This is a genomic window from Yimella sp. NH-Cas1, assembly GCF_022359705.1.
GTDB classification, from domain to species: Bacteria; Actinomycetota; Actinomycetes; order Actinomycetales; family Dermatophilaceae; genus Yimella; species Yimella lutea.
In genome coordinates, this window is sequence record NZ_JAKSGG010000003.1 from 665,280 (window position 1) to 689,254 (window position 23,975).

The following is a 23,975-nucleotide window of genomic DNA, read 5'->3' on the forward strand; positions in this document are numbered from 1 at the left end:
GCCTGCGACGTCAGCGCGGTTCGCGTCCGGCGCGGCGGATCGTGGCCCGTGCGAGCGATTCGATCGAGTCCACCAGCTCGCCCCGGCTCGACCAGCCCTGGGTCGCGTGGATCACCGACAGTTCGGTACACCCGAGCACCACCACGTCGCTGCGTTCGCGAAGGCGCTCGATGACGCCCTCGAGGCCGGCGACGTCGACCGGGCCGCCTGCCTTGACGCCGTCGTAGATCACCGACATCGTCAGCGACTGGTCGTTCTCGTCGGGGTACACACTGCGTGCGCCCAGAGAATCGAGCACCTTCTCGTAGACGCCGGCGGTCCGCGTGCCGTCGGTCACCAACAGGCCCACCCGCGAGCCATCGGCACCGGCCGATCGTGCTGCTGCGGTCAGAGCCGCTCGTGCGGTCGCGTCCACGATGGAGAGCACCTCCTGCGACGTGGCCGCCTGGATCTGAGGCAGGAAGTGGTAGGCGGTGTTGCAGGGCAGCACGATGAAATCGGTGCCGAGAGCGTCCAGGCGCGCCGCGTCCCGCGCCAGGACCGGTCCGGGGTCCGGCGCGTCGGCGGACAGAATGCGCGCGGTCCGGTCCGGCTGCGTCGAGTGCACCAGAACCACCAGGTCCAGATGGTCCTGATCCCGCGACGCCGGGGTGAGCTTGACGAGAACATCCTGGAACAGCGCAGTTGCTGCCGGGCCGTTGCCGCCGATCACGCCGACCACCGGACCGGGGTAGGCGTCGTCCTCGCGGACCGGTAGCAAGGTGGTCACACCAGCGCCTTCGGCTCCGGGTAGTACCGCCGGTACTTGCGCACGTAGTTGACCTGGTTCATCGCGATCCACTGCCAGCGCTTCGGGTGCTTCTCGGCACCGTAGAACCAGGGGTTTGTGACCTCGCCCGCCTTGATCAAGCCGTTCAGTTTCTGCTTGGTCGCAGGATCGGTCACGTAGCGCTTGAGCAGACGGATCGGCACCGCGCTGAACACGTGCTCGTCCATCGTTTCGACCACGGGTCGCCCTTCGAGCGACCGGCCCTTCACCCACTCGTTCACGTACCACTCGACGACGTTGTGACCGGCTGCGGTGATGTAGAAGCTGGTGCCGCCCAGGCGGGGGTTCAGTTCGAAGAACACGGTCTCGCCGGTGCGCGGGTCGTACTTCATGTCGAAGTTCGCCCAGCCGCGCCAGCCGACGTGTTCCAGCAGGCGGGTTGCCGCGGCCACCGCTTCGTGGTCGACCCCGGTCATGATCGCCGCCGGGAAACCACGGGTGTCGGGGGCGTGCTCCTCCAGCAGAACCCGACCGAAGCAGGCGAACTTCACCTCGCCCTGTTTGCTGACGTAGCAGGTGAGGACCCGCATGTTCTGGTCGTCGCCGGGGATGACGTCCTGCAGGATGAACTTGTCGGTGTAGCCGGAGCCTTGCAGCCGGGTCAGCAGGTCGTCCAGTTCCTGCCGCGAGGATGCGGAGTGCACCTTCTGCTTACCGGTGAAATCGACGCCGGCGTACGCCTCGGCGTTCGACGGCTTCGCGATGACCGGGAAGGTCAGCCCTTCCAGTTGCTGTGCAGCAGAGTCGGATCCGTGGTCACTGACGTCGTACACGACGGTCTGCGGGTGCGGAATGTCCAGTTCCCGGCACAGGTCGGCGAAGTTCTCCTTGCGCGTCAGCCGGTCGATCAGCTCGGGCTCGCTGTACGGAATCACGTAAAGATCCTCGAGCTGGTGCTTGACCCGGGCCAGGACGCTGACGACGTGGTCGGTGGTCGCCAGCAGCAGGCGCTTGTCCGACCCCACCTTCGGCGCGAGGTCGCGCAGCGTGCGCACCAGAAGCTCGGGATCCTCGAGCGAGGCGATCGGGCGGTGCTCGACCAGAGTGCTGTGTGCGATCGGTCCGGCGACCATGCGGGAGACGATCAGGGTGCGGTACCCGTACGCCATGTGGAACGAGCGCGCCAGGCTGTAACCCAGGCGGTCGCCGCCGAGTACTACGGGGACGAAGTCCTGTCCGGGGATGATGGCGTGGGGGCCGGGCGCGACGATGTCAGGCATGACACCCGAGCCTAATGGCGCGGCTGGGCGATCCCGACGCGGACGCTCCCCGGGTTCGGTGTGAGCTCGGCGACGAGGCGCTCGCCGGCCAAGGCCACCTCGAAGCGGGCTGCGATGCGTCCGAGCACATACGGATCGGCGCAGGTGACCGACCATTCCTCGTCGGCGCCGTCGAGGGCGGCGTCCTCCCCGGCGGGGTCGGGCAGGACGGCGGCCGACCAGGCTCGACGCACCCGGTCCGTCACGGTCTCGGGATGCACCGACTCGATGCCGACCTCGACCGACATCGCCGAACCCGCAGGCACGCCGAGGGCGTCACGGACGGCTTCGGCGCGGCCGAGCGCGAACCAGTCGGTCGGGCCCGAGCGCACCAGCGTCCGAGACCCGTCGGCGTCGGAATGCAGAAAGCGCCGGTCGAGGCCGCGGACGACCGCGACCGGCACCCGGTCGAGCTTGCCCTTGACGAGATCAGCCGCCGCTGCGACCTCGTCGGCGATGTTGCGCACGGTCACCGCGAGATCGTGCCCGTGGGTGTCGGCGAGACCGCGCAGGTCCTCGAGCGGGGTCAGGCCGTGCGTGCCGAGTGCGAAATCGGTGAGTCCGCTGCGCCACGCCCGGCCGGAGGTGTCGCTGAGCACGACGGCGAAGTCGGCGTGCCCCGCGACGTCGGCCAGGCGTCCGTGCAAGGACGCAGCTTCAGCGTCGGGCTCATGCGGCAACAACAGCCGTACGTCGTCATCGGCGTTCGAGGAGTCGATCCCGGCACCGGCCATCACCGGCCCGGCCTTGGCCTCGACGACCCGGGTGAACCCGGTGGAGGTCGTGCGCTCGGCCACGACCCGCTGCGACTCCTGCAGCACGAGGTCGGCACGCTCGACGTCGTTCGAGCCGAGGAGGCCGAGAGCCTTGGAGACCACCTTGCTGGTGACGACCACGACATCGCCGGGTTCGATACGCGTGGCTCGCGACTGGGCCACCGCTTCGTGGACGAGTGTGGCGAGATCGTCGCCGGCGCGGACCTCGGGCACCCCTGCCAGCGGCAGGATCGTGATCACGGGCGGTCCCGCAGACGCAGTCCGAGGTCGACCGCCGCTGCCGCCATCGCCTCGGCGGTGGGGAGGTCTTTCATCAACAGCGGGACAGCCTCGGTCGTCAGGCCTGCCGGTCCACCGAACGACTCGGCGTCGCCGCTGTCGATCAGCCAGCCGTCGAGGAAGTCGCGGTACAGCCCGGCCACACCACTGGGGGAGACCTCGACCCCGAGCGTCGCCAGGCAGGCGTCCGCGTGACCCCGCACCGGTCCGCCACCGACGATCGGGGAGACGCCGACGACGGGAGCAGCTGTGCCGCGCAACGCATCTCGGACGCCGGGCACCAGCAGGATGATGCCGATGGACACGACAGGGTTGCTCGGAGGAAGAATGACCAGATCAGCGGTCCGGATGGCCTCCAGGACCCCCGGAGCTGCCGCGGCACGATCGAGGCCCGCCACGACGAAGCGCTGCGCGGGCACCGCGGCCCGCAGTCGGATCCACCACTCCTGGAAGTGCACGGCCCGTTGCTCATCGCCGTCATCGAGCACGACGTGTGTCTCGACGAACGCGTCCGTCATCGGCAGCAGGCGCACGTGCTGGTCGGGAAGACCCCACCGCGTGGCCAGACGAGCAGTCACCTCGGACGGGGTGGATCCCTGGGCGAGCCACATGCTGCGGGCGACGTGGGTGCCGAGGTCCTTGTCGCCGAGTCCGAACCATTGCGGCTCGACACCGTATGCGGCCAGTTCACCCTGCAACGTGAAGCTTTCGTTCGCACGTCCCCAGCCCTGCCCCTCGTGGATGTCGCCGCCGAGGGTGTAGAGCAGGGTGTCGACGTCCGGGCTCACCCGCAGTCCGAAGAGCGTGATGTCGTCGCCGGTGTTCGCAACGATCGTGATCTCGTGCGGCCCGTCGTCCAGTCGGTCGAGATGGCTACGCAGTCCGCGCAGGAATCGGGCGCCGCCGACACCTCCGGCCAAGGCAGTGATCCGCATGCCGGGCAGTGTGTCAGTCCTGTTTCGTAGCATGAGGAGCGGGCCGCTGCCGGCTTTCTCACTTACTCCTTCGCACTTGACTTATGCGTAACGACACGCGTGTAATAACAGCGTTGTGATTTCGTCGACATCAGGAGGAGCAGTGCAGGAATTCTCATTGTTCGCCGTGCAGCCGCTCGATGTCGATGACGACGGAGCGCTCGCCTGGCAGGAGAACGCGCTGTGCGCGCAGACCGACCCCGAGGCGTTCTTCCCGGAGAAGGGCGGCTCCACTCGTGAGGCCAAGAAGGTCTGCATCGGGTGTGAGGTCAAGGCCGAGTGCCTGGAGTACGCCCTCGCCAACGACGAACGCTTCGGGATTTGGGGCGGCTTGTCCGAGCGCGAGCGCCGCAAGCTCAAGAAGCGGGCGGTCTAGCCGCCTGCGCCCGTGGTGACCCAGATGCTCACCTCCGACGCAGACGGGTCGCTGCTGGTCACCGATGACGACGGCCCGAGGCTGAACGTCACGACCATGCTCGTCGTCCGTGAGGGCGGCGAGCGATTACATGCCACCCTCCGGGCGCTGCTCGACCAACGTCGCAGGCCCGACCGGCTGGTGATCATCGACACCACCCCGGAACGGTCCACCCACCGGATCCCCGACGAACACCCGCAGATCCGTGCCGGCTTCCCGGATGTCTCTGTCGTCACCGTCCCGCCCGGCTCGAGCTTCGCCGACACCGTCGACATCGCCGTCGAGGCACTGCCCGATCCCGGCGAGGACGCGGTCGTCACCAAGCGCAGCCGCACGAGGGCCGACAAGCGTCCCATCCGTCCACGGGACCGGCATGAATGGCTCTGGTTGTTGCACGAGGACAACCAGCCGGACGCGAACGCGCTCGCCGCGCTCACCGAGGCCGTCGGACGCACCACCCGCATCGGCATCGCCGGTTGCAAGGTGCGCGAGCTCGACCGACCCCGCCGACTGGTCGACGTCGGACTCGACGTCACGCGTACCGGCCGCCACATCGGTGAGCAGATGCAGGGCGAATTCGACCAGGGGCAGCACGATCTGCGCACCGACGTCCTGGCGGTCAGCAGCAGCGGCCTGATGATCCGTCGGGACGTCTATGCGACCCTCGGCGGGTTCGACCCGGCCTTCGACGGCGACGGCGACGGACTGGACCTGTGCTGGCGGGCTCACCTGACCGGCCACCAGGTGGTCGTGGTCACCGACGCGATCGTGCACCAGGACGTCGCTCCCACTCCCAGCGACGGAACGGGCAAACAGCGTCCTGACCCCGACCTTCCCGCCCCGCAGAGCCCGCGGACGCTGCGCCGTCACCGGCAGGTCGCGCTCGCTCGCGCCTCGCTGTTGGGCTGGCCGTTGATGAGTCTGTGGATCCTGCTGTCCGGTCTCGTGCTCGGCGTCGGGATGCTGCTGGTGAAGCACCCGCGCCGCGCCTTGGCGGAATTCGCCCAGGCCACAGCGCCGTTCGGCCTCGGTCGCATCGTCGGCGCCCGGGCTCGGTTCTTCGGACGGGCCACCGCCCGTCGGCGTTACCTGCGTCCGTTGTTCGTGGGTGCGGGCGCCGCCTGGATGAGCGCCCGTGACTCGCTGCGCGCCGCCGTCACGCTCGACGACGTCCCACCCGAGCACGCTCTGGTCGACGAGGGAGCCGGCGAAACGGGGCCGGTCGACGAGCACGCACAAGCCCTCGCCGTGCCGCGGCGTCCACTCGCGCAGATGTGGCGCAGCCCCGGCCTGTGGACCGTCCTCGCCGCGCTGATCGCCGCCGGTGTGCAGTGGCGTGGATTACTCGGCAGCCACTCCTTCCAAGGGCGCTCCGGCGCGATCAGCGGCGGCGAACTGCGCGCGTTCGGCACCGACTCCGGCGGCATCTGGCGGCTGTATCGCGACGGCTGGACGGGCGCCGGCCTCGGCGGGCCGAATCAGCACGCCGAATACCTTCCTGTGCTGTGGCCGCTCGCCTGGCTGGTCGAACACGTTCCGGGTCTGGCGTCGGCAACCAGCGGTCACACGGCGGTCGTCTGGCTGCTGGCGCTGACCATGCCGTTGTCGGCACTCACCGCCTATCGCGCCGGACGCGTGCTGACGCCTCACGGCTGGCCCCGCGCCGTGGTCGCCGCGCTGTGGGCCAGTTCCGCGCTCGCCACCACCGCGTCTGCGCAAGGACGCCTGGGTCCCGCCATCGGTCACGTGCTCGCGCCGCTGGTGTTCGCCGGCGTGGTGGCCATCGCCCGCCCCAGAGGTTCGGCCACGATGACCTTCGCGACCGTCGCCGTCGCCGGGATCATGGGGGCGTTCAGTCCGATCCTCTTGGCGTTCAGCACGATTGCTGCGCTGCTGGTCGCCCTGTTCGGAGCCCGATGGGCGCGCCTACGCGGGCTGATCCTGGCGACAGTGCCGTGGGCGCTGTTGGGTGCCTACACCCGCGACCTGCTCTCCGACCCGCGCCAGATCTTCGCCGGACCGGGCAACCTGATCACCGGCGCGCCGACGCAGGCGGAACCATGGCAGCTCGCGCTGTTGCACCCCGGTGGTCCGGGCTCCTATCCGGTGCTGCTGGGCCTGCCTCTGCTCGTCCTGGCCGTGCTCGGCCTGTGCAGTCCCGGGCGTCACCGCTTCATGCTCGCCGCGTCCGCCCTCGCGCTGACCGCGCTCACGGGTGCCCTGCTGTCCCCGTCGCTGGTGGTGATGTCCACGCCGGACGGACCACGAACTGCCTGGGCCGGAGTGCCGCTGCAGGTCTTCGCTCTGTGTTGTGCGGGGATCGCCCTCGCCGGACTGGCGCCGCCGTACCCCCGGAGCAAGCCCGCGCGGGCGGTGCTGCACCCGGCGATGGGCGTACTCGCCGGCGTGCTCGCTGCTGTCGTCGTCGGTTTCGCGGCTTGGGCCGGACAGGTGACAGCTCTGCGGCCGGTGGATCGGCCGCTGCCCGAACTTGTCCAGAAACAATTCACCGGACCCCGCTCGATACGGTCCCTCGTCCTCACCGTCGGCCGCGACGGCACCGTGGCCTACCGCCTGCAGGGCCGAGAGGTCGGACGTCCGGTGGCCGACCTGACGCTCCCCGCTCCGAGCGGCGCGGCTGATGCGGGACGGGCGGTCGATGCCCTGGTGCGCGGGCAGGGCGAAGCAGCTGCCGCCGGTCTGCACCGGCTCGCTGTGGGTTACGTGGTGTTGACCGGTCCAGGTGCAGCCGGCTCCGATGTCTCCTCCTCGCTGCAGAGCGGCGGTTCACTGCTACGGATGCACAGCGTGCGCGACGCCCAGGTCTGGCGGGTTGCTCCGATGACCACCCCCGCAGGCGATCGTTCGGTGGCCAGCAGTCGACTCGTCCTGCTGACCGCAGGCACCCCGACTCAAGAACTGCGCACCGACGATTGGCACGCCGCCACTTCGTTGCGCCTTCCGGCGGCCAGGGTCGCGCGAACGATCGTGGTCGCCGAGCCGGGTGGTTGGTCGAGCCGGGCCGAGGTCACGTATGACGGGAAGCCGCTGCGTGCCGAGGTGGTCGGGCCGACCGTCCAGTACGAACTGCCGACCGCTGCGGGTCAGCTGGAGATTGCGCCCCGTCCGGCGTTCGAGCGCACCAGGTGGGCGCAGGCGGGCTTGTGGCTGCTGGTCGTGTTCATCGCCCTGCCGTTCGGCAACCGCGCGTCCCGCAGGAGGGCGTGGTGAGGGGTCTGTCCGTCGTTCGGGCCGTCGTTGTCGCGGCCGCCGCCGGGGGAGTGGTGTTCGGGTCGGCCGAGGTCGACGTCGATGCCGACTGGTCACGCGGGAGCGACAACCGTGCCGCTCAGAACGCCAGTGCCGCTCTCAACACCACGCTGGTGTGCCCCGGCCCCGATCGCCCGGGCACGCCCGGTTACGAGGACGCGAAGCAGACCGTGGACCTCGCCATTGGCGGCGCTCCGGCAAGCGTGTTGAAGCCCCACGGTGAGGGCGCGGTCCGCGCTGCCCGCCTGCCCTTCGGTGCCGGCGCAGCGCCGCCCACCCGCACGGCGCCGGTTCAGGTTGCGCGCGACCGTGTCAGCGGTGCCGGCGGCGTCCACCTCGATGGTTCGGGCAGCGCCGCGACCGGTCTTGCTGCCCTTCAGTCCTGGGACGACGAGCAGCAGAGCGTCGGCGGCTTTGCGATGGCACCCTGTGGCGTCCTGACCCAGGACACCTGGTTTCCTCTGGGCGGCAACCAATCCGGACGTGTCGGACGTGTCGTGATCAGCAACCCTTCGTCTGCGCCGGTGACGGTCGACGCCGAAGTCCTCGGCCGGGGTGGAGTCGACGCCGACCAGGGTGCCAAGGCCTTGGTCGTTGCGCCCGGCGACCGGGCGGTCGTCGGCGTGGGTGACTTCGGCGACGATCTCAGCGACGCCTTCGTCCATGTGGTCGCGCGCGGTGGCGCCGTCGCCGTGTCCGGCGTCGACGCCTGGATGACCGGTGAGACACGCTCGGGACAAGCCGGTTCCGCGCCCGCAGCCGCCGGAACGGATCTGGTTCTCCCGCAGGTCCCGGTTGTCGCGGGTACGCCGACCGTGCGGGTGGCGGTGCCGGGAGCCCTCGGCACCTCGGTGCGGGTACGGGCCATCGACAGCGCCGGCCTGGTCGTCGCAGACGAAGTCACCGATGTCGATGCCAAGTCGACCGTGGCGGTGCCCCTCACGGATGTCCCGAAGGGCAGCTATGCCGTTCGTGTGACCTCCGAGCAGCCGGTGGCCGCAGCGGTACTGGCGATGGCGAACACCTCCGGCACCTCCGACATCGGGTGGGCGACTCCCGTTCGAAGCAGTGGCGCGTTGATCGGGTCGCCGCTGCCGAAACTGCCGGAGGGTGCCGGCGCGACGCTCGGGTTGTTCTCCGCAGACCGTCCGGCGACGGTCGACGTCGTCACCGACGACGGCGCTCCCCGGCGGGTGCACCTGGAGAAGGACCGCCCACTGCGGCTCGACGTGCGTGGACGCGACTCTGTGTGGGTGCGTGTCCTCGCCGGGTCGGTGCGCGGATCGGTGGTGGTCTCCGGACAGATCGAGGACCGGCCCGTGCTCGAGGTCAGTCCGCTCGAACCGGTGGCGGTCGAGGCCACCGTCCGGGAGTCGACCGCCGAACGCGACTGAGCCGCGGTGCGATTCGGCCCGTGTGCGGTTCTACTAGTGCGTGGTCAACCAGGCGGCGTAGGTGCAACCGCCGCGCCGGGCGTCCGGCCCGGGAAGGTTCGAACCGTTCGCGAACGCCTTCAGCACACCACCGACCCGAGGCACGGCGAGGCTGCGACGTAGCTTCACCCCACGCACGTGCGCGGTGAGGACGGCGATCTCGCGGGCACTGAGCACCTCCGGGCCGGCCAGTTCGATCGGGCCGGTGGCATGGTCCTCGGCGAGCGCCACGTCGACGAGCGTCTTGGCGACCCACTCGGGATCGACCGGGGCCAGGCGAAGTCCCTTGGGCGCCAGAGCTATTCCGGCCGCGTACGGTCCGAAATACTGCGCCGCCAGGGCGTGGAACTGCGTCGCTCGGACGATCGTGTGCGGCATCCCGGACTCGACGACCACCGTCTCCGCCTGCGCCTTCGCGCGGTAGTAGGGCAGCGGGTTGTCCCAACAGCCGACGATCGACACGTGCACCAGCCGAGGTGCCGGTTCGGCGTCGAGCGCGGCCAGGGCAAGCCGTCGGGTGCCGTCGACGTCGACGTCCTGTGCGTGACGTCCGTCGGTTGCGCAGTGGATGACTGCCTGCACTCCGTCGAGCGCCTCGGACAAACCCGAGCCGTCGCAAAGATCGCCGGTCACGTAGCTGACGCCGGCCTCGGCTCCACCATCCGACGAACCGCGGGTGAGGACGCGAGCCGGCACCTGGGAGTGGACCAACTCGGCGACGACTGTGCGTCCGAGGGTGCCGGTGCCACCGGTCACCAGAACGGGGCGTCGGCCGACGGTGGGCAGTCCGGGAAGAATCATGGGTGGTGCTGCGGCGTCCGACATCAGCGGTCCTTCAGTTCGTCCGGGTCGAGGCCGAGCAGGCCGGCGATCTGTTCGCAGATGACCAGATCGACCAGTTCGACGAGATCGGCCTCGCAGGAGGACCTCGTCTCGATCGGCCGTCGGTACACGACGACGCGGGCCGGCAGCGAGCCTTCGGCGGGAAACGCACGGGCCAGGGCGATCTGATCCTCCCACGGGGCGGGATCGCTGGGCGGGACGTCCTCGACCGCCAGCTCGATCGGCGACTTCTTGATCTCCGCCTTGGTGCACACCTGTTCGAAGGCGTCGAGCACGACCTCGTCGAAGCGTCGGCTGCGCGATCGCATCGCCGGCACACGGGGCCAGGCGACCGGGCCGCGCATGCCACGTCCGCGGCGGCCCGCGCGGCGGTTGGAAGTCATGTGTCGCAGCCTAATTGCTGCGCACCGCGACATCAGGACGTCGGCGTTCGGCGCGGCACACACAGCATGTCCGTCGACGGGCCTAGAGTCGTCGCCGTGATGAAGACGGGTGCGCCGCGATGCTGAAGCGACAGTGCTGCCGGGCCGGTTGCGGCCAGGGCGCCGTGGCCACCCTCACGTATGTGCACCGCGACCAGACGGTGGTTCTCGGACCGCTCGCAACCTACGCGGAGCCGCACGCGTACGACCTGTGCGCGAACCACGCGTCCCGCCTGACTGCGCCCCGTGGCTGGGACGTCGTGCGCCTGCCGATCGACTACAGCGAACCCGCGCCCAGCCAGGACGACCTGCTCGCGCTCGCCGATGCCGTGCGTGCCGCGGGCACCCCGCAGCCCGCACCCGTCGAGGTGCAGCAGCCCGACGAGGCACCGCGACTGCGGGTGGTCCGCTCCCGCTGACCTGCTCGCCGCTAGCGTGGAGCGGTGACTTCCGCGCGCATCCTGTCGACGAACGTCGCCTCGCCCCCGCCTGCCCGTAAGGGTCGACGGTCCACGGGGATCGTGAAGCTGCCACACGAATCGATCGAGGTGTTCGCGCCCGGCCCTGACTACGGGGACGGCTCCGGTGTCGTGGGCGATCTCGTCGGCAATCGCAAGCATCACGGTGGAGCGCAGAAGGCCGTGTATGCCTACGCGCGTGAGGAACTTGACCACTGGGGCCGTGAACTGGGCGAGGAGTTCCCGGATGGATGGTTCGGGGAGAACCTCACCACGACCGGTATCGACCTGGAGCGGTTGCTGATCAACCAGCAACTGCGGATCGGCTCCGCACTGTTGGAGGTGTCGATTCCGCGCAGCCCGTGCCGTACCTTCGCCGACCACCTCGGAGTGCGCGGTTGGGTGAAGCGATTCACCACGCACGGACGCTGCGGGGTCTACCTGCGTGTGGTCGAGCCGGGCACCGTTCGTCCGGGTGACCCCATCGAACTGATCGGTCGACCCGACCACGAGGTCGACATGAAGACCGCCTTCGCCGCCGCGATGGGCGACGATGACGCCTCCGAACTCGTGGTGCGAGCCGGGTGCCTGCCGCCGATGTACCACCAGCGACACGTCGAGCGACTGGCCGCGCGCTCCCGTCTTCAGTGACCACTAGGCTTCGCCGGGTGAGTCGAGTGGATCTGTCCGAATTCATCAAGGCGTACGACGTCCGCGGCCTCGTGCCCGAACAGCTCAGCGAGTCGGTGGCGCGAGCGCTCGGCTCGGCGTTCGCGCAAGTTGTCGTGTTGCCGGCCGAGGAGACCGCGGTCGTGATCGGACACGACATGCGTCCGAGTTCACCGGGTCTGGCGCGCGCGTTCGCCGAAGGTGTGGTTGCGCACGGTGTCGACGTGACGCTCATCGGACTGTGTTCGACCGACGGTCTGTACTACGCCTCCGGCGCTCTCGACGTGCCGGGCGCGATGTTCACTGCGAGCCACAACCCGGCCGAGTACAACGGCATCAAACTGTGCCGTGCAGGTGCCCGTCCGGTCGGACAGGACAGCGGCCTCGCCGAGATCCGCGACCTGGCGCAGTGGACGCTGGACCGGGGTGATCTGCACCAGCTGTCGGGTGCCGCGCGCACCGGCACGATCACCGAACGCGACCTGCTGGACGACTACGCACAGTTCCTGCGCCACCTGGTGGACTTGCGGGACGGCCGGCCGCTGAAGGTGGTCATCGACACCGGCAACGGCATGGGCGGCCACACCGTCCCGGCGGTCCTCGGTGATGGTGAGCTGCCACTGGAGATCGTGCCGTTGTACTTCGAACTCGATGGCACATTCCCCAACCACGAGGCCAACCCCTTGGAGCCGGAAAACCTGCGTGACCTGCAGGCAGCGGTCCGCGAACACGAAGCCGACATCGGCCTCGCCTTCGACGGGGACGCCGACCGTTGTTTCTTCGTCGACGAGAACGCAGACCCGGTCAGCCCGTCCGCGGTGACGGCGCTGGTGGCGACACGGGAGATCGCCAAAGCCGTTGCGGACGGGTCGGATCCGTCCGATGTTGCGATCGTCTACAACGTGATCTCGTCGCGCGCGGTGCCGGAGATCGTAGAGGCCACCGGTGCCCGCACCGTGCGCACCCGCGTCGGCCATTCCTTCATCAAGGCGCAGATGGCCGAGCACGATGCAGTGTTCGGTGGCGAGCACTCGGCGCACTACTACTTCCGTGACTTCTGGTTCGCCGACACCGGCATGCTGGCCGCCATGCACGTGCTGGCCGCGCTCGGTGAGCAGGACGAGCCGTTGTCTCAGCTGATCGCGCAGTTCGCCAAGTACCCGGCGTCGGGGGAGATCAACTCCAAGGTGACCGACCAGGCCGCTGCGACCGCTCGCGTCCGCGAGTGGGGTGCCGAGCAGGGTGAGGTCACCGAGGACGAGCTCGACGGACTCACCATCACCCATGAAGGCGCGCCGATGTGGTGGCTGAATGTCCGCTCGAGCAACACCGAACCGTTGCTTCGCCTGAACGTCGAGGCCGCCGACGATGAAACAATGACACGAGTGCGTGACGCTGCGCTGGCAGCGATCCGTTCCTGACGCCCGAGGAGAAGCTGATGACTGCACAGATCGACGGCTGGCTGCGCGAGATCCTGCGCTGCCCTGTCTGCACCGGTGAGTTGATCGACGGCACCGCACCCGACGGCGCTGCGGAACTGCAGTGCGCCGGCGACTGCGAGCAGCCGGGGCAGCGCCGCGGTTACCCGATCGAGAACGGCATCCCGGTGATGCTCGCCGACGAGGCACGAGTCTTCACCGTCTGAGTCTTCGTCCGGCCGGCCGAAGGACACCGCGCACCGAGGAGGGTTCATGCCCGAGCTGCAGGAATCGTGGGTCGACGACCCGGACGAACTGGCGTTGCGTGATTCGCGCGACACACTCCGGGCACTCGCCTCGGCCGGCGCACAGGTGCGCGAGAGCATCACTCTGTCGCAGGAAGCCGGCATCGAGCGCATCGGTGATGGCACCCGTCCGCGCTCGGTGCTGGTGGCCGCTGTCGGTGGCACGAAGGTCGTCGGCGATGTGCTGCGGGTGCTGGCCGAAGCCGGTTCGCCGGTGCCTGTCGCGAGCCGCAGCAACGTTCCTCTCCCCGGATGGGTCGGACCGCTCGACATGGTGATCGCGGTGTCGTTGTCCGGACGTGCTCCGGGTCCGCTCGGGCTCGCCATCGAAGCTGCTCGGCGCGGTGCGTCACTGTTGACCGTGGGTGCGGAGGATTCACCGCTGGCAGACGTCACCCGTCAGGCCAGGGGAGTTCACGTCGGAGTCGGACGTGGGAGGTCTTCCAGCCGGACCGCGCTCTGGTCGTTGCTCACCCCAGTACTGCTGGGTGCCCATCAGCTCGGGATCGCCGATGCGTCAACTGACGCGCTGACCGAGGCGTCGACGGCGCTCGATCAGAAGGCGGAGGAGTGCCGTCCGTCGTCCGAGTCGTTCGTGAATCCCGCGAAATTGGCCGCCGCGACGCTTGCTCCGACGGTGCCGATGATCCTGGGTGACGGCGCGTTGACCGGCGTGGCTGCGGTTCGGGCGGCCGGCATGCTGGCCCGGACGGCTCGCGTGCCTGCGTCGTACGGCTCACTTCCCGATGCCGCGTCCGAAGTCGTGGCGTGCTTCGACGGACCGTTCACCGCCGGCGGTGGGAACGGCACTTCGGCGGGCCGCGAGGCCGACATCTTCGCCGACCCGTTCCTGGACGGGCCGGCCCAACCCCGGCTGGGCCTGTTGATGCTTCGGGACGTCGCGAGCGAGAACCCGGATTCACTGCGTCAGGTCGCGCTCGCCGACGCGGTCAAGGCAGAAGCTGATGCGGCCGGATGCAAGATCGTCGAACTCGTTGCGGCGCAAGGACATCCGATCGCGCGCCTCGCCGGGCACCTGGCGATGGTCGACTACATCGCGACCTACCTTGCCATCGGCACCGGTATCGACCCGTCGATCTCGCCGCACGTCGCCGACCTGCGCGACCGCACCCGCGGCTTCTGAGCGACGAAGGATCGTCCCCACTTTCGCTGGTTGAGCCCTGCGCCCGAGGTACGAGGGCGCAGTCGTCTGCGCTGCTCAAGCAGCGGAACGCGTCCGGCGCCGCCGGTCGACCAGCACCACGGTGCCGACCATCATCGCGACGAGCGCGAACACCACGAACGTGAACTGCGCCGGCGTGAAGACGTACTTGTCGTTGTAGGCGACGGGGATGTGCTCGGCGTCCGTCGCCGCGCGACCGAAGGTGAAGTCGCTGACGATCTGCTTGTGCGGAGCATCGAAGCCCTGTTCGAGCACAGTCAGGTAGGGCGCCTTCGCCACTGCATCCCGGATGGGTGCCGTCACGGTGCCACGGCGCTTGCGCATGTCAGCAGCGAACCTCGTCTCCACCGAGGTGGAGCGAGCGGAAGAGTCGGTGCGCTGCACACGGCGGTCACTCAGCACATACGTCGTCACGACCGGGTCGATCGTCGCTGCCTGCGACAGCAGCATCGGGTAGACGAACTGCTTGTCGGCGTAACTCATCGTCACCGGCGGAATGTCTCCGTAGAGTTTCCTGCCGGCCGAGGTCAACTGCATCGCCACGAACGCCCAACCCTTCGCGACGTACTGGTCGAGGATGTGCTGAACAGCCGGACGCACCGTGTAGCCGCGCGTGCTCAACCATTGCCTCAGCGATGCCGGGTCGCCGGCCTTGAGCGTCGTTGCACGCAACGGACCGAGGTCGATGCTGGACAGCTCCTGGACGCCGCTGGCTTCGGAGGCACCGTTTGGAGTCGCTGCACCGGACACCGCTGTGTCGCCGTCACTGCCGATGAGGTGCCAACGGTCCTTGCGGATGGGGCTGGTGGCTCGATCGAGGGCGAGGAAAGTGTCGTTGTCCGCGAGTGAGACCGTCGCCGGTGCCGGCGTGGGCACCACCAGACCGGCATCGCGGACCTCGGAGCGCACCAGCAGACTCATCGTCACGTCCGTGCGGCCACCCGAATGCACCACCAATGCCTTCTCGGTCGGCACGGTCAGGCTCGATCCCTCGCGCACGAACATCCCGCCGCACGCGCAAGCGTCCGCCCTCGGGAGTGCGAAGAGGCCGGTCACCGTCGTGAGCACGGCAGCCAGCACCAGGCGAAGCACTTGCCTCGTGGTGAATCTCATCTCAGCCCCCCGTAGTCTCGCTCTCGTGACCCACCATGTGACCCACGACTCATCCGGAATGTCGTACGGCGATTACCTCGACCTCGACACCCTTCTGGACGCCCAGCACACCCGCGCCGTTCCGCCGCAGCACGATGAGCTGCTGTTCATCATTCAGCATCAGACCAGCGAACTCTGGTTCAAACTCGTCATCCACGAACTGCGCTCGGCACGCGAACTGATCGCCGCCGACCAGTTGGCGCCGGCATTGAAACGACTGGCCAGGGTCAAGCACATCCAGGCGACGCTGAGCCAGCAGTGGACCGTCCTGGCGACGCTCACGCCGAGCGAATACGCCCAGTTCAGAAGGTTTCTTGCGACCTCGAGCGGTTTCCAGTCGCTGCAGTACCGCATCGTCGAGTTCATGCTCGGCAACAAGAACCCCGACATGGTCAAGGTCTTCGAAGGGCGCACGAACGCCATCGCCGAACTCGAGCGCGAACTGCACGAACCCAGCCTCTACGACGTCTTCCTGCAACTACTCGCTCGCCGCGGGTTGCCGGTGCCGCCCGAACTGCTCGACCGCGACTGGTCGCGGCCCTATCCGGCCTCGGAGGAACTCGTCGACGTGATCGCGAGCATCTACCGCAAGCCCGACGAGTACTGGGACATCTACGAAACCTGCGAGGAACTCGTCGACCTGGAGGACAACTTCCAGCTGTGGCGATTCCGCCACCTGAAGACCGTCGAACGGATCATCGGCATGGGACGCGGCACCGGAGGCAGCGCAGGCGTCCCCTTCCTGCGCCGCGCCCTCGAGCAGACCTTCTTCCCCGAGCTCTACGCCGTGCGTGGGCGCATCGCCGAAGGGACGATCGGTTCGTGATCGACGAACTCGTGCGCCGGGCGATGGACCTCGACCTCGACGACCCGTTACAGCCCTTCCTGGACGATTTCGTCCCGGCGAAGCAGGGTCGCCTGGCCGCCTACCTCGACGGCAACTCGCTGGGCCGCCCGACGAAGGCCGCCCAGTCGGCACTGGCCGAACTGGTGACCGATGCCTGGGGGAGCGAGTTGATCCGCGGCTGGACCGACGGCGACGACCCCTGGATGCAGTGGCCCGAGCAGACCGGCGACCTCATCGCCGATGCCTGTCTCGGAGCCGCTGACGGACAGACCGTCGTGGCCGACTCGACCACCGTCATGCTCTACAAGCTTGCGCGAGCTGCCGTCGACGCGGCTCCGGACGGACGCGACGAGATCGTCCTCGACACCGACAATTTCCCGACCGATCGCTATGTGCTGGAAGGGATTTCGCGCGAACGTGGCTTCACCCTTCGGTGGATCGATGCCGACCCCGACACCGGCGTCACGCCCGATCAGATCGCCGCAGTGGTGGGGGAGCGCACCGCGCTCGTCGTGCTCAGTCACGTCGCCTACCGCTCCGCATGGCTGGCCGACATGCCGGCGATCACGAAGATCGTCCACGACGCCGGCGCCCTGGTGCTGTGGGATCTGTGCCACTCGGTCGGGGTCGTTCCCATGCGACTGGACGAGTGGGGTGTCGACCTCGCGGTTGGCTGCACCTACAAGTACCTCAACGGTGGCCCCGGTGCACCGGCCTTCGGTTACGTCGCGCGGCGCCATCATGGCGACCTGCGCCAGCCGATCCATGGCTGGATGGGACGAGCCGAACCGTTCGAGATGGCGCCCGGTTACGTGCCCGCCGGTGGTATCCGGTCGCTGGTGAGCGGCACGCCGCCGATCGTCGGCATGGTGCCGGTGCGAGCCGGTGTGCAGATGGTGCAGCGTGCGAAGGTCGAGGCGATCCGGGAGAAGTCCGTCGCGTTGACCGAGTTCGCGATAGAGGTGCACGATGCGTGGCTCGCCCCGCTGGGTGTGCGACTGGCGTCGCCTCGCGATGCTAAGCGGCGAGGAGGGCACATCACGTTGTGCCGCAACGACTTCCGGGAGGTCTATCGGCAGCTGTGGGACGACGGTGTGATCCCCGACTTCCGTGCTCCCGACGGCATTCGGATCGGCCTGGCGCCACTGACGACCCGGTTCACCGATGTCACCACGAGCATGGAGCTCATTCGCGGTTCACTGGGCTGAGAGTCGACCGTCCCGGCCGATTCGGAGTCTGCACTTAGTGCAGGCTAACCTTACGCCGTGCTGCTGGAACCGGCGTTCGCCTCGCCGCGCCTTGCTGCGTTCGCGAGCTCGACGCGGACGCAGCTCGACGCCTGCGCGATCACGGTCAACGGACGCGACATCAGCCGCGCGGAATTGACCGACCTTGTGCACACGCGGGCGGCGCTGTTGCCCGACCGCCTCGACGGCCGCTGTCTGGTCCACATCCCGTTCGAGCGCACGCTCGAGGCGGTCGTGTCCTATCTCGCCGTGCTGGAAGCCGGTCACGTCGCCCTGGTTCTTTCACCGGCTCCCAACGACGAGGTGCTGCAGGCCTACTCACCCGACTTTCGGCACCGCGACGACGCCTTCGAGCGGGTGTCCTACGACGGGCGACCCACCCATCTGCTGCACGACGATCTCGCCGTGCTGACCAGCACGTCGGGCAGCACCGGATCGCCGAAACTGGTGCGTCTGTCGCACGACAACCTGCGCGCGAACGCTGCCGGTATCGCCGAAGCGCTCGGTCTCACGCCGCAGGATCGGGGCATCACCGCCCTGCCGCTGTTTTATTGCTACGGGCTGTCGGTGCTGCACTCACACCTGATGGCGGGCGCGTCCATCGTGCTGCACGACGGATCGTCGATCGACGACGAGTTCTGGGACCTCGTTCGCCGCGAGCGCGTCAGCAACGTCCCGCTGGTGCCGCACTCGGCCCAGTGGATGCTCGAGCACGACGTGCTCGACGCAGCCTTCCCCGACCTGCGGATGCTCACCCAGGCCGGCGGACGATTGGCGCCCGAGTCGGTGACCCGGCTCGCCGGCTCAGGATCCCGCCAGGGCATCGATCTGCGCGTGATGTACGGCCAGACCGAGGCCACAGCCCGGATCGCCATCGCACCCGCCGGGGCCGCATCGACGCACCCCGACACCGTCGGAGTCGCCATCCGAGGCACCCAGGTGCGCCTGGATCACACTGTGCCGGAGGCTAATTCGGACGGCGTCGGCGAACTCGTCGTCACCGGAGACAGTGTGATGCTCGGCTACGCCGAACATGCGGACGATCTCGCACTCGGGCGCATGCAGCACGAACTGCGCACCGGCGATCTCGCACGCATCGACGACGGCGTCATCCGGATCGTCGGCCGACGCAGTGGTTTCGTGAAGCTGATGGGTCTGCGGGTCGATCTCGGACGGGTCGAGCGCCTGCTCGGCGACGCCGGGTACGAGGCCGTCGTCGGCGGAGACGACAGCGGCCTGCGCATCTCGGTGGCACCGCGAATGCGGGAACTGCGCCAGGCCGCCAAGGTCCGCCGAGCGGCAGCCGTCGCGAGCGGGGTCGGCCCCGCCGTCATCGACGTCGCGGTCACGCCGATTCCACTGCTCGACAACGGCAAGGTCGACCGAATCGGCGCGGACGCACTCGTGCGCGCCGCCACCCGCGACGAGTGCTCGCAGACCCGTCGGGCGGTCGACGGCGCCGGTACGGGTGCGACGGTGTCCATGGTCGCCGCGACGATCGGCGACGTGCTCGCGCTCGACGCCGTCGACCCCGACAAGTCGTTCGTCGAACACGGGGGCGACTCACTGACCCACGTCCCGGCGACCGCGCGTCTCACCGCATTGGTCGGGGATCTACCGCGCGACTGGCACCGGCGACCCGTCCGCGAACTCGCGACGGCAACCACCCGACGACGAAGCACCATCGAGACCTCGGTCGTCGTCCGCGCCATCGCCGTGGTGATGATCTGTGCCTCGCACACCCAGGTGGTCGACCTCGCCGGCGGAGCGCACATCCTGCTCGCGCTCGCCGGCTGGAGCGCCGCCCGCTTCGGGCTGGCGCTGCCCGACACCGGACGCCGGTGGCGCGCGACCCTGCGATCGGTGATCGGCATCGGCGTCCCGACGGCCTGTGCCGCGTTCATCGGCATGGTGTTCACCGAACGCTACGGCTGGCCGAACGTGTTCATGCTCAACTGGCTGTTCGGCAGTACCAACGACTCCCGCGTGGAATTGTGGTTCATCGACGCCCTCGTGTTGAGTCTGCTCGTGCTCACCGCACTCGTCGCGATCCCGGCGGTCGCGAGGGCACGGGATCGCGACCCTTGGCGTCTGTACTTGCTGATCGCCGCTCTCGCCCTGGTGCCCCGGTTCGTCACGCAGGCCGTCACCGATCGCCCCATCGACGGACTGCCGTACACCGTGTTCTGGATCGTCGCCACCGGCGCGGCGCTCGCGCACGCCGACGACGTCGTCCGCAAGCTGGTCACGATCGCGGTCGTGGTGGCAGGCATCGCCACGTTGTTCCCCGACCCGCACCGCAGCCTGATGGTCGTCGCCGGCGTGACGGTGATTGCGTTCGTGCCGGAACTGCGCGTGCCAGTACGGATGATCGCGCCGATCGTGCTGCTCGCCTCGGCATCGCTGTACATCTACATCTTCCAGTTCCAGCTGTTCCAGGCCGTCCCGGACACCGGGATCGGGACCGTCACTGCGATCATCAAGACGCTCACCGGCCTGGCCGGTGGTTGCCTCATCTGGTGGCTCGCCGACCCAGCCGTTCGCCGGCTGCGCAATCGGCTTCCCGCCCAACCCGATCGGAAGGATCACTGACCGTGCAACCGAACCTGCGTCGACGCACCTTCATCGCGGGCCTCACGGCCGCCGCACTCACCCTGACCGCCTGTGGTGGCAGTGACGACGAGTTCAAGGCCGACCCCGACGCGCTGGTGATCTACTCCTCGCAGCACGAGAACGTCACCCAGGCGTGGGCTGAGGCCTTCACCGAGGCGACCGGGGTCAAAACCCAGGTCCGCCCCGGCAAGGACTCCTCGATGGGGCAGCAGATCGTCGAGGAGGGCGCCAAATCGCCCGCCGACGTCTTCCTCACCGAGAACAGCCCGGCGATGACCGTGGTGTCCCGCGCGAACCTCCTCGCGCCCGTCGAAGCGGCGACGCTCGCCCAGCTGCCCCAAGGTTTCGCGCCGTCCAGCAAGGACTGGACCGCGATCGCCGCGCGCTCGACCGTCCTGGTCTACAACCCGTCCAAGATCAAGGAATCGGCGCTGCCGAAGTCGATGATGGATCTGCAGCAGCCGCAGTGGAAGGACAAATGGGGCGGCGCACCGGGCGGCGCCGACTTCCAGGCGATCGTCGCCGGGATGCTGGCGATGAAGGGGAAGCCCGCGACGCAGGCGTGGCTGAAGGCGCTGAAGGCGAACGCGAAGATCTATCAGAACAATGTCGCCACCATGAAGGCCGTCAACGCCGGCGAGGTGCCGGTCGGGATCATGTACCACTACTACTGGTACCGCGACCAGGCGAAGACCAAGGAGGGCAGCAAGAACACCAAGCTGCACTACTTCAAGGGCGAGGACCCGGGCGCCTTCGTCAGCCTCTCCGCCGGTGGCGTGCTGAAGAGCTCGAAGAAGGCGGACAAGGCGCAGCAGTTCCTGAAGTTCATCACCGGGCTGCAGGGGCAGCAGGTGCTGACCGACAGCAAGTCGATGGAGTACGCCGTGGGCAAGGACGCCAAGTCCGACCCGGCGTTGCCCGCGCTCAACTCGCTGCAGGCGCCGAAGGTCGACCCCTTCAACCTCAACTCCGACATCGTGATCCAGATGATGACGGATGCGGGCATCCTCTAGAAGCCCCCTCGTCACGCTGCTCGCTGCCCTCGTTGCGGCGTCCATCGTGCTGCCGCTGATCGTCATCGCGGTGCAGGCGTTCTCGCTCGGCTGGGACGCCGCCGTCGAGTTCCTGGTGCGTCCTCGCATCGGTGAACTGCTGCAGCACACCGGCCTGCTGATGGTCGTGACCGTGCCGGCCGCCGTCCTGATCGGAGTCGGCGCCGCATGGCTGGTGGAACGTACCGACCTGCCGGCCGCCGGGATGTGGCGGACGTTGCTGCTCGCCCCCCTGGCTGTCCCGGCGTTCGTGAGTGCGTACGCCTGGGTCTCGGTGCGCCCGCAACTGAGCGGGTTCACCGGAGCCGCGCTGGTCACGACCTTCGCCTACTTCCCGTTCGTCTTCCTGCCTGTCGCAGCGCTGCTTCGCGTGCTCGACGGGGCCGACGAGAACATCGCCCGATCGCTCGGGCTGAACCGCAGGCAGGCCGTGCTGCGCACCGTGCTGCCGCGCCTGCGTCCGGCCATCTGCGGCGGAGCACTCATCGTCGCGCTGCACCTGCTCGCCGAGTACGGCGTGCTGGAGATGATGCGCTACCAAACCTTCACCACCGCGATCCTGCAGCAGTACGCGATCGGGTTCAGCGACGCACAGGGAAGTCTGCTGGCCGCTGTCCTGCTGCTGCTGTGCATTGTCGTCCTGACACTCGAGGTGGTGCTGCGCGGACGCGCACGCGTGGCTCGTGTGGGTGGCGGAGCGCCTGAACGTCCGCAGCGAGTCCCGCTGGGGCTGTGGAAGATTCCCTCGCTCTTGGCCCTGTCCGCGGTCGTCGCGGTGTCCGTCGTCGTCCCCGTTGTGCTGGTCGCCCGCTGGATGCTCACCGCGATCGGCAGGAACGCCGTCGACGTGCCGGCGCTGCTGCGGGTCACCGGCACGAGCCTGGGCCTGGCGGTCGCCGGCGGGCTCCTCGCGGTGCTCGCCGCGCTGCCGGGGGCCTGGTTGCTCAGTCGCCGCCGTGATCTGACCGCCATGAGCCTGGAGCGGATCACGTTCGTCGCGTCCGCATTGCCCGGAGTCGTGGTGGCGCTGGCGCTGGTGACGCTCAGTGTTCGCTGGGCCGACTGGCTCTACCAGTCGGTCGCGCTGCTGGTGCTTGCTTACGTGATTCTGTTCGTGCCACGGGCGATGGTCACGCTGCGTGCCGGGCTCGCGGCGGCGCCACCGGAACTGTCGGAGGCATCCCGTTCGCTCGGTGTCGGCGGTGCCGGGACGTTCGCGCGCGTGGTCTTTCCGCTGGCGCTGCCGTCCTTTCTGACCGGGTTCGTACTGGTGGCGCTCGCGGTGTCCACCGAACTGACTGCGACCCTGCTGCTGGCTCCCACCGGCACGCGGACACTTGCTCTGGCCTTCTGGGGTGCGAGTGACGAACTAGACTACGTGACCGCGGCGCCTTACGCGGTCATGATGATCGCGCTGTCCGTGCCGATGACGCTGCTGCTGCGACGGCAACTGCGCCGCACAAGCAGCCGTGTGAGCCCGAAGGAGATGGCGTGAGCGACGTCGAGGTGCGAGGTCTGCGCACCGGCTACGGTTCGACGCCGGTGCTGCACGACATCGACCTGCTGGTTCGTTCCGGCACCACGACCGCCGTGCTCGGCGACTCCGGCAGCGGAAAGTCGACCCTGCTGAAGGCGATCGCCGGCTTCCTCGTACCGCTGGCCGGGTCGGTCCTCATCGACGGCCAGGTGGCCGCCGACGGCAAGACGTTCGTCGCACCGGAAAAGCGTGGTATCGGCTATGTGCGCCAGGACGGCGGACTCTTCCCCCACCTGTCGGTTGCCGGAAACATCGCCTTCGGACTACCGTTCCCGCGCCGTAAGCACCGTGGACGCGTCCTGGAACTGCTCGAAATCGTAGGTCTGCCAACCGAACTCGCAGACCGTCGTCCGGATCAGCTGTCGGGTGGACAGCAGCAACGGGTCGCGCTGGCGCGCGCGCTGGCACTCTCGCCCACGGTGGTGCTGCTCGATGAACCCTTCTCCGCGCTCGACACCGCGCTGCGGGAAGCAACCCGCGAAGCCACCGCGCAGGCGCTGCGCGAGACCGGCGCGACTGCACTGCTGGTGACCCACGACCAGCCGGAGGCGCTGTCGTTCGCCGACGAGGTCGCCGTGCTGCGCGACGGACGCTTCCGCCAAGTCGCGCCACCGCGCACCGTCTACGGCTCACCGGTCGATCCCCACGTCGCCACCTTCCTCGGCGAGGCGATGATCCTGCCGGGCACCCCGTCGCAGGGGAAGGTGCACTGCCGGCTCGGCGATCTGACGGTCGCCGGATTCATGCCCTCCGGCGCCTGTGAGGTCATGGTGCGTCCCGAGCAGGTGCAGGTGTCACCGGCCGGCACCGGGGCGGTGGACGCCGTCGTCGAGTCGTGCGTCTACTACGGTCACGATGCGTTGATGAACCTACGCATCGGGCACAGCGACACGGTCAAGGCTCGAGTGGTCGGTGCCGACTCGATGGAGCCGGGCGAGCACGTTGCGCTGACGGTACGGGGCCCGGTGCGGGTCTTCGCGGCCCAGGACTGAAC

At 68.7% G+C, this 23,975-nt stretch carries 21 protein-coding genes; 14 read left to right on the top strand and 7 right to left on the bottom strand.

The window, feature by feature from the left end; genetic code table 11:
* Positions 1 to 10 precede the first annotated feature (10 nt).
* The 4 genes from MF407_RS03575 to cofD are packed head-to-tail and all read right to left on the bottom strand — an operon-like array spanning position 11 to position 4,078.
* Positions 11 to 769 carry an amino acid racemase gene (locus MF407_RS03575; RefSeq protein ID WP_239701333.1) on the bottom strand — a complete coding sequence of 253 codons (759 nt, stop codon included), beginning with the start codon at positions 767 to 769 and terminating at the stop codon, positions 11 to 13.
* Positions 766 to 2,049 (bottom strand): carboxylate--amine ligase, encoded by a 1,284-nt coding sequence (locus tag MF407_RS03580; protein WP_129625803.1) that lies wholly within the window; start codon positions 2,047 to 2,049, stop codon positions 766 to 768. The genes MF407_RS03575 and MF407_RS03580 overlap by 4 nt, the downstream gene beginning before the upstream one ends.
* Positions 2,050 to 2,060: 11 nt before the next feature.
* Positions 2,061 to 3,104, bottom strand: coding sequence for a coenzyme F420-0:L-glutamate ligase (cofE, locus tag MF407_RS03585; protein WP_239701334.1), 1,044 nt, complete (start codon positions 3,102 to 3,104; stop codon positions 2,061 to 2,063).
* On the bottom strand, positions 3,101 to 4,078 hold the full coding sequence (cofD, locus tag MF407_RS03590; protein ID WP_129625801.1) for a 2-phospho-L-lactate transferase: 978 nt from the start codon (positions 4,076 to 4,078) through the stop codon (positions 3,101 to 3,103). The genes cofE and cofD overlap by 4 nt, the downstream gene beginning before the upstream one ends.
* A 142-nt stretch (positions 4,079 to 4,220) precedes the next feature.
* On the opposite strand from cofD, the gene MF407_RS03595 reads away from it, so the two are divergent.
* Genes MF407_RS03595 through MF407_RS03605 form a run of 3 tightly spaced genes read left to right on the top strand, consistent with a single transcriptional unit; the run spans position 4,221 to position 9,196 of the window.
* On the top strand, positions 4,221 to 4,493 hold the full coding sequence (locus MF407_RS03595; RefSeq protein ID WP_281279576.1) for a WhiB family transcriptional regulator: 273 nt from the start codon (positions 4,221 to 4,223) through the stop codon (positions 4,491 to 4,493).
* Between the two features lie 24 nt (positions 4,494 to 4,517).
* Positions 4,518 to 7,763 carry a glycosyltransferase gene (locus tag MF407_RS03600; RefSeq protein WP_239701335.1) on the top strand — a complete coding sequence of 1,082 codons (3,246 nt, stop codon included), beginning with the start codon at positions 4,518 to 4,520 and terminating at the stop codon, positions 7,761 to 7,763.
* Entirely contained in the window at positions 7,760 to 9,196 is a 1,437-nt protein-coding gene (locus MF407_RS03605) for a DUF5719 family protein (protein WP_239701336.1), read from the top strand. The genes MF407_RS03600 and MF407_RS03605 overlap by 4 nt, the downstream gene beginning before the upstream one ends.
* 33 nt (positions 9,197 to 9,229) lie before the next feature.
* Here the strand turns inward: MF407_RS03605 and MF407_RS03610 are convergent, their stop codons facing one another.
* On the bottom strand, positions 9,230 to 10,060 hold the full coding sequence (locus MF407_RS03610; RefSeq protein ID WP_239701338.1) for an NAD(P)H-binding protein: 831 nt from the start codon (positions 10,058 to 10,060) through the stop codon (positions 9,230 to 9,232).
* On the bottom strand, positions 10,060 to 10,461 hold the full coding sequence (locus MF407_RS03615) for a metallopeptidase family protein (RefSeq protein WP_129625797.1): 402 nt from the start codon (positions 10,459 to 10,461) through the stop codon (positions 10,060 to 10,062). Before MF407_RS03615 ends, MF407_RS03610 begins: the two co-directional genes overlap by 1 nt.
* A 119-nt stretch (positions 10,462 to 10,580) precedes the next feature.
* Here MF407_RS03615 and MF407_RS03620 point away from each other — a divergent pair, with 119 nt between their 5' ends.
* The 5 genes from MF407_RS03620 to MF407_RS03640 are packed head-to-tail and all read left to right on the top strand — an operon-like array spanning position 10,581 to position 14,494.
* A complete protein-coding gene (locus MF407_RS03620; protein ID WP_129625796.1) occupies positions 10,581 to 10,919 on the top strand; it encodes a DUF3499 domain-containing protein in 339 nt (112 codons plus the stop codon).
* 24 nt (positions 10,920 to 10,943) lie between these two features.
* Positions 10,944 to 11,609 (top strand): MOSC domain-containing protein, encoded by a 666-nt coding sequence (locus tag MF407_RS03625; protein WP_239701340.1) that lies wholly within the window; start codon positions 10,944 to 10,946, stop codon positions 11,607 to 11,609.
* 17 nt (positions 11,610 to 11,626) lie between these two features.
* Positions 11,627 to 13,048, top strand: a complete 1,422-nt coding sequence (locus tag MF407_RS03630) for a phosphomannomutase/phosphoglucomutase (RefSeq protein ID WP_239701342.1) — start codon at positions 11,627 to 11,629, stop codon at positions 13,046 to 13,048.
* A 17-nt stretch (positions 13,049 to 13,065) separates the two neighbouring features.
* Complete coding sequence (locus MF407_RS03635; protein WP_141929043.1) at positions 13,066 to 13,272, top strand: hypothetical protein; 207 nt, start codon at positions 13,066 to 13,068, stop codon at positions 13,270 to 13,272.
* A gap of 46 nt (positions 13,273 to 13,318) precedes the next feature.
* On the top strand, positions 13,319 to 14,494 hold the full coding sequence (locus MF407_RS03640; protein WP_141929042.1) for an SIS domain-containing protein: 1,176 nt from the start codon (positions 13,319 to 13,321) through the stop codon (positions 14,492 to 14,494).
* A gap of 75 nt (positions 14,495 to 14,569) precedes the next feature.
* On the opposite strand, the gene MF407_RS03645 is transcribed toward MF407_RS03640, so the two are convergent.
* Positions 14,570 to 15,646, bottom strand: a complete 1,077-nt coding sequence (locus MF407_RS03645; protein WP_239701344.1) for a DUF2330 domain-containing protein — start codon at positions 15,644 to 15,646, stop codon at positions 14,570 to 14,572.
* A gap of 25 nt (positions 15,647 to 15,671) precedes the next feature.
* Here MF407_RS03645 and MF407_RS03650 point away from each other — a divergent pair, with 25 nt between their 5' ends.
* From MF407_RS03650 to MF407_RS03675, 6 genes are read left to right on the top strand one after another with little or no spacing between them, the layout of a single operon-like run.
* Positions 15,672 to 16,511: a tryptophan 2,3-dioxygenase family protein gene (locus MF407_RS03650; RefSeq protein WP_345770823.1), complete on the top strand. Its 840-nt coding sequence runs from the start codon at positions 15,672 to 15,674 to the stop codon at positions 16,509 to 16,511.
* On the top strand, positions 16,508 to 17,740 hold the full coding sequence (kynU, locus tag MF407_RS03655) for a kynureninase (protein ID WP_239701346.1): 1,233 nt from the start codon (positions 16,508 to 16,510) through the stop codon (positions 17,738 to 17,740). Before MF407_RS03650 ends, kynU begins: the two co-directional genes overlap by 4 nt.
* Positions 17,741 to 17,797: 57 nt before the next feature.
* On the top strand, positions 17,798 to 20,371 hold the full coding sequence (locus tag MF407_RS03660) for an AMP-binding protein (RefSeq protein WP_239701349.1): 2,574 nt from the start codon (positions 17,798 to 17,800) through the stop codon (positions 20,369 to 20,371).
* A gap of 2 nt (positions 20,372 to 20,373) precedes the next feature.
* On the top strand, positions 20,374 to 21,405 hold the full coding sequence (locus MF407_RS03665) for an iron ABC transporter substrate-binding protein (RefSeq protein ID WP_239701351.1): 1,032 nt from the start codon (positions 20,374 to 20,376) through the stop codon (positions 21,403 to 21,405).
* On the top strand, positions 21,389 to 22,939 hold the full coding sequence (locus MF407_RS03670; RefSeq protein WP_129625790.1) for an iron ABC transporter permease: 1,551 nt from the start codon (positions 21,389 to 21,391) through the stop codon (positions 22,937 to 22,939). Before MF407_RS03665 ends, MF407_RS03670 begins: the two co-directional genes overlap by 17 nt.
* On the top strand, positions 22,936 to 23,973 hold the full coding sequence (locus MF407_RS03675; RefSeq protein ID WP_129625789.1) for an ABC transporter ATP-binding protein: 1,038 nt from the start codon (positions 22,936 to 22,938) through the stop codon (positions 23,971 to 23,973). The genes MF407_RS03670 and MF407_RS03675 overlap by 4 nt, the downstream gene beginning before the upstream one ends.
* The last annotated feature ends 2 nt before the right edge of the window (positions 23,974 to 23,975 follow it).

What these genes read in the sequence shown, in the direction of transcription:
- MF407_RS03645 (WP_239701344.1), bottom strand. Translation starts at nt 15,646, where the DNA reads ATGAGATTCACCACGAGGCAAGTGCTTCGCCTGGTGCTGGCTGCCGTG.
- MF407_RS03620 (WP_129625796.1), top strand. Translation starts at nt 10,581, where the DNA reads ATGCTGAAGCGACAGTGCTGCCGGGCCGGTTGCGGCCAGGGCGCCGTG.
- MF407_RS03640 (WP_141929042.1), top strand. Translation starts at nt 13,319, where the DNA reads ATGCCCGAGCTGCAGGAATCGTGGGTCGACGACCCGGACGAACTGGCG.
- MF407_RS03615 (WP_129625797.1), bottom strand. Translation starts at nt 10,461, where the DNA reads ATGACTTCCAACCGCCGCGCGGGCCGCCGCGGACGTGGCATGCGCGGC.
- cofD (WP_129625801.1), bottom strand. Translation starts at nt 4,078, where the DNA reads ATGCGGATCACTGCCTTGGCCGGAGGTGTCGGCGGCGCCCGATTCCTG.
- MF407_RS03670 (WP_129625790.1), top strand. Translation starts at nt 21,389, where the DNA reads ATGCGGGCATCCTCTAGAAGCCCCCTCGTCACGCTGCTCGCTGCCCTC.
- MF407_RS03600 (WP_239701335.1), top strand. Translation starts at nt 4,518, where the DNA reads ATGCTCACCTCCGACGCAGACGGGTCGCTGCTGGTCACCGATGACGAC.
- MF407_RS03580 (WP_129625803.1), bottom strand. Translation starts at nt 2,049, where the DNA reads ATGCCTGACATCGTCGCGCCCGGCCCCCACGCCATCATCCCCGGACAG.
- MF407_RS03635 (WP_141929043.1), top strand. Translation starts at nt 13,066, where the DNA reads ATGACTGCACAGATCGACGGCTGGCTGCGCGAGATCCTGCGCTGCCCT.
- MF407_RS03610 (WP_239701338.1), bottom strand. Translation starts at nt 10,060, where the DNA reads ATGTCGGACGCCGCAGCACCACCCATGATTCTTCCCGGACTGCCCACC.